The organism is Phyllobacterium sp. P5_D12 (assembly GCF_054049495.1).
Genome location: NZ_JBFUMG010000305.1, coordinates 1 through 5,371 on the forward strand (window position 1 = coordinate 1; position 5,371 = coordinate 5,371).

A 5,371-nucleotide genomic window follows, 5' to 3' on the forward strand; every position below is an offset into this window, starting at 1 on the left:
GGATTTTGACGGGCATTACTTATCGGATGGGCCTGATAGATTATGCGTTCAAACGCTGCGTCAGCGCCTGTGCTGCCTGCGGGGCGTGCACTTTGCCTTCGTGGATGAAGTAGACAAAAACATCGCGAGGCTGCTTTTCCGGCTGCTGCTTGGGAGAGGCCAGTGGCAGATCATCCGGTACATCGCCCTTTGCCCAATGTTTGACGCGATCTGCCCATTTGTCGAGCGCCTTGGCGGGGTAGGCGGTATCGATGGCATCATCACCCTTCTGCAGACGAGCATAGACGAAATCAGCGGTCACGTCGGCAATTTCCGGATATTCGAAATGTTCCGCATAAACCACGGCCACACCCTTTTCGCGAGCAAGGGCGATGAAGTCGGGATCGATGAAGGAAGGATTGCGGACCTCAACCGCGTGGCGCAGGGGGAGGCCGGATTCGCTCTTTGGCAAGAGATCTAGAAACGCGCCAAAATCATCCGCATCGAACTTCTTTGTTGGCGCAAACTGCCAGATCAGCGGCCCCAGCCGGTCTCCCAACTCGGCTATACCGGATCTGATGAAGCGCTGTATCGACTCGCCGGCTTCGGCGAGAACACGGCGGTTGGTGACAAAGCGATTGCCCTTGACCGAGAAAACGAAACCATTCGGCACCTGGCTCGCCCATTTGGCGAAAGTCTCGGACTTCTGCGTACCGTAATAGGTGCTGTTGATCTCGATCGTCTGCAGATGCTGGCCTGCATATTCGAGTTCCTTGGTCTTGGAGAGACCCTTTGGATAAAAGGTGCCGCGCCAAGGCTCGAAAATCCAGCCACCAATGCCCACCCTTATGGTTCCGCTGGTCATCTCCGTCTCCTCCCTTGAAGATAGATTGATTATTCTGCCGCGGCTTGCGCCTTGTGCCCCGGGCGCCGGCGCAAAAGCTCCCTGAGGAACTGGCCGGTATAGGAGCGTTCGGCCTCGACAATATCCTCGGGCCGGCCGACAGCCACGATCTCACCGCCGCCGTCGCCGCCGTGTGGTCCAAGGTCGATGACCCAGTCCGCTGTCTTGATGACTTCGAGATTGTGCTCGATCACGACGACTGTGTTGCCCTGGTCGACTAGTTCGTGCAGCACTTCGAGCAGCTTCGCCACATCGTGGAAATGCAGGCCGGTGGTGGGTTCATCGAGAATATAGAGCGTACGGCCGGTCGCCTTGCGCGACAGTTCCTTCGCGAGCTTGATGCGCTGCGCCTCGCCGCCGGACAAGGTATTTGCCTGCTGGCCGACATGGATATAGCCGAGGCCGACTTTGGCCAGCGTCTGCAGCTTGTCGCGCACTGCAGGGACGGCGGCGAAGAACTCCGCACCTTCCTCGACGGTCATATCGAGGACGTCGGCGATCGACTTGCCCTTGAACAGGACCTCCAGCGTCTCGCGATTGTAGCGCTTGCCATGGCACACATCGCAGGTGACGTAGACGTCCGGCAGGAAGTGCATCTCGATCTTGATCACGCCGTCGCCCTGGCACGCCTCGCAGCGTCCGCCCTTGACGTTGAACGAGAAGCGGCCGGGCTGGTAGCCACGTGCTTTTGCTTCCGGAAGCCCCGCAAACCAGTCGCGGATCGGCGTAAACGCACCCGTATAAGTTGCGGGATTGGAGCGCGGCGTGCGGCCGATCGGCGACTGGTCGATATCGATGACCTTGTCGAGAAATTCCAGCCCGTCGATGCGGTCATGATCAGCCGGGTGCTCGCGCGAACCCATGATGCGGCGCGAGGCAGCCTTGAACAGCGTCTCGATCAGAAACGTCGATTTGCCCCCGCCGGACACGCCGGTAACGGCCGTAAATGTGCCGAGCGGAATTTCAGCCGAGACGTTCTTCAGGTTGTTGCCCCGCGCTCCGACGATCTTGATGCGCTTCTTGTTGATCTTGCGCCGCTCGGAAGGCACCGCCACTTCGATCTCACCGGACAGATACTTGCCGGTCAGGGATTTCGGGCTGGCCATGATATCGGCAGGCGAGCCCTGCGCAATGATCTCGCCGCCATGGATACCCGCAGCCGGGCCGATATCGACGACATAGTCGGCGGTGAGGATTGCGTCCTCGTCGTGTTCGACGACGATGACGGTGTTACCGAGATCGCGCAGGTGGCGCAGGGTCTTCAACAACTGCTCGTTGTCTCGCTGATGCAGGCCGATGGACGGCTCATCAAGCACATAGAGCACGCCGGTCAGCCCGGAGCCGATCTGCGAGGCCAACCGGATGCGCTGGCTTTCACCACCGGATAGCGTGCCGGAATTGCGCGACAATGCCAGATAGTCGAGCCCGACATCATTAAGGAAGCGCAGGCGCTCGCGGATCTCTTTGAGAATGCGCGCGGCGATCTCCGTCTGCTTTTCATTGAATGTCTTGTCGATGTCACTGAACCACGCATCCGCATGGCGAATGGATTTCTCGGTGACCTGACCGATATGCAGACCGCCGATCTTGACCGCAAGAGCCTCGGGCTTGAGCCGATAGCCTTTGCAAGCCGGGCAGGGTGTACCCGACATGAAACGCTCTATCTCCTCGCGCGACCAGGCGGAGTCTGTCTCTTTCCAGCGGCGTTCCAGATTGGGAATGACGCCTTCGAAGGGTTTGGTGGTGCGGTAGGAACGCAGGCCGTCATCATAGGCGAATTGAACCTCGCGGCTCCCCGTACMGTAAAGAATGGCTTTTTGGGCTTCCTCGCTCAGGTCGCGCCAACGATCAGCAAGCTTGAAGCCATAGGCGGTACCGAGCGCGTCCAGCGTCTGATTGTAATAGGGCGAACTCGACTTGGACCACGGCGCGATGGCGCCGTTTTTCAATGTCAGGCTTTCGTCCGGAACGATCATCGTGGGATCGATGGCCTTTTGTGTCCCTAGACCATCGCAGGTCGGGCATGCGCCGAAGGGATTGTTGAACGAAAACAGCCGCGGCTCGATCTCGGAAATGGTGAAACCCGAAACCGGACAGGCAAACTTTTCCGAGAACATCACGCGCTCATGCGTATCGTTCTTGGATTTGTTGGCGGATTCGCTGGCCGTTTCGTCGGCCGGAAGCGGTTTGTCGGCAAATTCCGCAACGGCGATGCCGTCGGCGAGTTTCAGACTGGTCTCGAGACTGTCGGCAAGACGCGCGGACATATCGGGCCGCACGACGATACGGTCCACCACCACGTCGATGTCGTGCTTGTATTTCTTGTCGAGCGCCGGGACATCGGCGATCTCGTAGAAAATGCCGTCAACCTTGACGCGCTGGAAGCCGCGCTTCTGCAGGTCGGCGAGTTCCTTGCGGTATTCGCCCTTCCGGCCACGGACAATCGGCGCGAGAATGAAAAGACGCGTGCCTTCTTCGAGTGCCAGCACACGATCGACCATCTGGCTGACCGTCTGGCTTTCGATCGGCAGACCGGTGGCGGGAGAATAAGGAATGCCAACACGCGCATAAAGCAGGCGCAAGTAGTCATAAATCTCGGTGACCGTGCCTACCGTCGATCGCGGGTTGCGGCTGGTTGTCTTCTGCTCGATGGAAATCGCCGGCGACAGGCCGTCGATCTGGTCGACGTCAGGCTTCTGCATCATCTCAAGAAACTGCCGCGCATAGGCGGACAGGCTCTCGACATAACGCCTCTGCCCTTCGGCATAGATCGTATCGAACGCGAGTGACGACTTGCCCGACCCTGAAAGGCCGGTCATGACAATCAGCTTGTCGCGCGGCAGATCAAGATCGATGTTTTTCAAATTATGTTCGCGGGCACCGCGAATGGAAATGTACTTCTGATCGCTCATATGTGTTTGCCTTTGAGAGGGCGCGCTATTTGGAAGGAGTTATGGCCCTCAGCGAGCGGCTTTCCTATATTTAGAAAGTCTTCTCCGGTTTACGAGGTCCTGACCCTAACCCTATTGGAATCACCATAGCCATGTTGACATTGTTAGGGCAAGTGATAGAACAAAAAAAGAACAAACTGTGGATGTTCTACTGACATAGTGCTGACAGGGTGTGAAAGCAGTCTTGTTCAAGCGTTGGCTGTAAAAAACCAGGTGCGTTGCGGTTCGTGGCTGCGTTGAAAGCGCGGCAAGTCTCCTGACAAATCTGGCAGGAGGGTTTTGGTGGCTGGCGATGCGAGCGCKACCCGGGACTGTATATTGTGGATAGCGGTAATCAGTTGCCCCGTCTTKAATGCGGCTTCTGTATGATGGCGAAAATTTTAAAAGCGGAATTTATGGAGTTCAAATCATGGCAGGCAGTGTCAACAAGGTCATTTTGGTAGGAAATCTTGGCGCTGACCCGGAAATCCGGCGGCTCGGTTCTGGCGATCCGGTCGTCAACCTTCRCATCGCCACGTCGGAAAGCTGGCGCGACAAGAACAGCGGCGAGCGCAAGGAAAAAACCGAATGGCACAGTGTCGTTATCTTCAATGACAATCTTGCCAAGGTTGCCGAGCAATACCTGAAAAAGGGCATGAAGGTCTATCTCGAAGGTGCTCTGCAGACTCGCAAGTGGCAGGATCAGACTGGTAACGACCGCTATTCGACAGAAGTCGTACTGCAGAAGTTCCGTGGTGAATTGCAGATGCTCGATTCACGCGGTGAAAATGCCGGCGGTGGACGTTCGTTCGACAATTCGGGTCGCGGCCAGGTTTCGGACAATGATGGTTCGGATTTCGGCCGTTCCAGTGCATCATCGAGCAGTTCATCGAGTGCAGGCGGTAATTTCTCGCGCGATCTCGACGACGAAATCCCGTTCTGAGATCCARATACAATAAGATCCAATGAACGATACAGCGCCCAGTCATGATCAGTGATCTGGGCGTTTATGCTGGGCTGTTCGCAATAGCCTTCGCTGCGGCGACTGTCCTTCCGATGCAATCGGAGGCGGCACTTGCCGGACTTCTCCTCAGCAATTCATATTCGCCGGCTGCGCTGATAGCGGTAGCCAGCATCGGTAACGTCCTTGGCTCGGTGGTCAACTGGCTGCTTGGCCGCGGAATTGACAGGTTTCGCGACCGCAAATGGTTTCCCGCCAGCCACGCGCAACTCGATCGCGCCGCCTCCTGGTACCATCGCTATGGCAGGTGGACGCTACTCTTGAGCTGGGCCCCGATCATTGGCGATCCGCTGACACTGGCTGCGGGCGCTCTACGGGAACCCTTGCCAAGCTTCCTGGTCCTCGTAACAATTGCAAAGACCATGCGTTATATGGTCGTTTTCATGCTGACGCAGGGGTGGCGGCTCATATGAGTGGCGGAAGTGGCGTCCAGATTTCGCCATCTCCTGTGTCACGATGACCTCGTCAATCCCGACACCGATTTCCGGAGTTTTCATGAACGGACCGAGCCCAGAAAACAAGCACCCCATGCAGGGG

4 protein-coding genes are annotated in these 5,371 nt (G+C 57.3%); 2 read left to right on the top strand and 2 right to left on the bottom strand.

Annotated features, from left to right (window positions below; all coding sequences use genetic code 11):
• Nucleotides 1-40: 40 nt before the first annotated feature.
• The gene (locus tag ACXJ5O_RS17810; RefSeq protein ID WP_457301050.1) at nt 41-844 is read right to left on the bottom strand and encodes a DUF72 domain-containing protein; all 804 of its coding nucleotides are present in this window, start codon (nt 842-844) and stop codon (nt 41-43) included.
• Between the two features lie 29 nt (nt 845-873).
• The gene (gene uvrA, locus ACXJ5O_RS17815) at nt 874-3,795 is read right to left on the bottom strand and encodes an excinuclease ABC subunit UvrA (RefSeq protein WP_457301051.1); all 2,922 of its coding nucleotides are present in this window, start codon (nt 3,793-3,795) and stop codon (nt 874-876) included.
• A gap of 448 nt (nt 3,796-4,243) precedes the next feature.
• Between uvrA and ACXJ5O_RS17820 the strand changes: the two genes are divergently transcribed.
• Both ACXJ5O_RS17820 and ACXJ5O_RS17825 read left to right on the top strand, forming a co-directional pair.
• Nucleotides 4,244-4,756 carry a single-stranded DNA-binding protein gene (locus tag ACXJ5O_RS17820; protein WP_457301052.1) on the top strand — a complete coding sequence of 171 codons (513 nt, stop codon included), beginning with the start codon at nt 4,244-4,246 and terminating at the stop codon, nt 4,754-4,756.
• A gap of 47 nt (nt 4,757-4,803) precedes the next feature.
• On the top strand, nt 4,804-5,247 hold the full coding sequence (locus ACXJ5O_RS17825) for a YqaA family protein (protein ID WP_457301053.1): 444 nt from the start codon (nt 4,804-4,806) through the stop codon (nt 5,245-5,247).
• The last annotated feature ends 124 nt before the right edge of the window (nt 5,248-5,371 follow it).

Coding starts and splice junctions, on each gene's coding strand:
- ACXJ5O_RS17810 (WP_457301050.1), bottom strand. CDS start 844: ATGACCAGCGGAACCATAAGGGTGGGCATTGGTGGCTGGATTTTCGAG.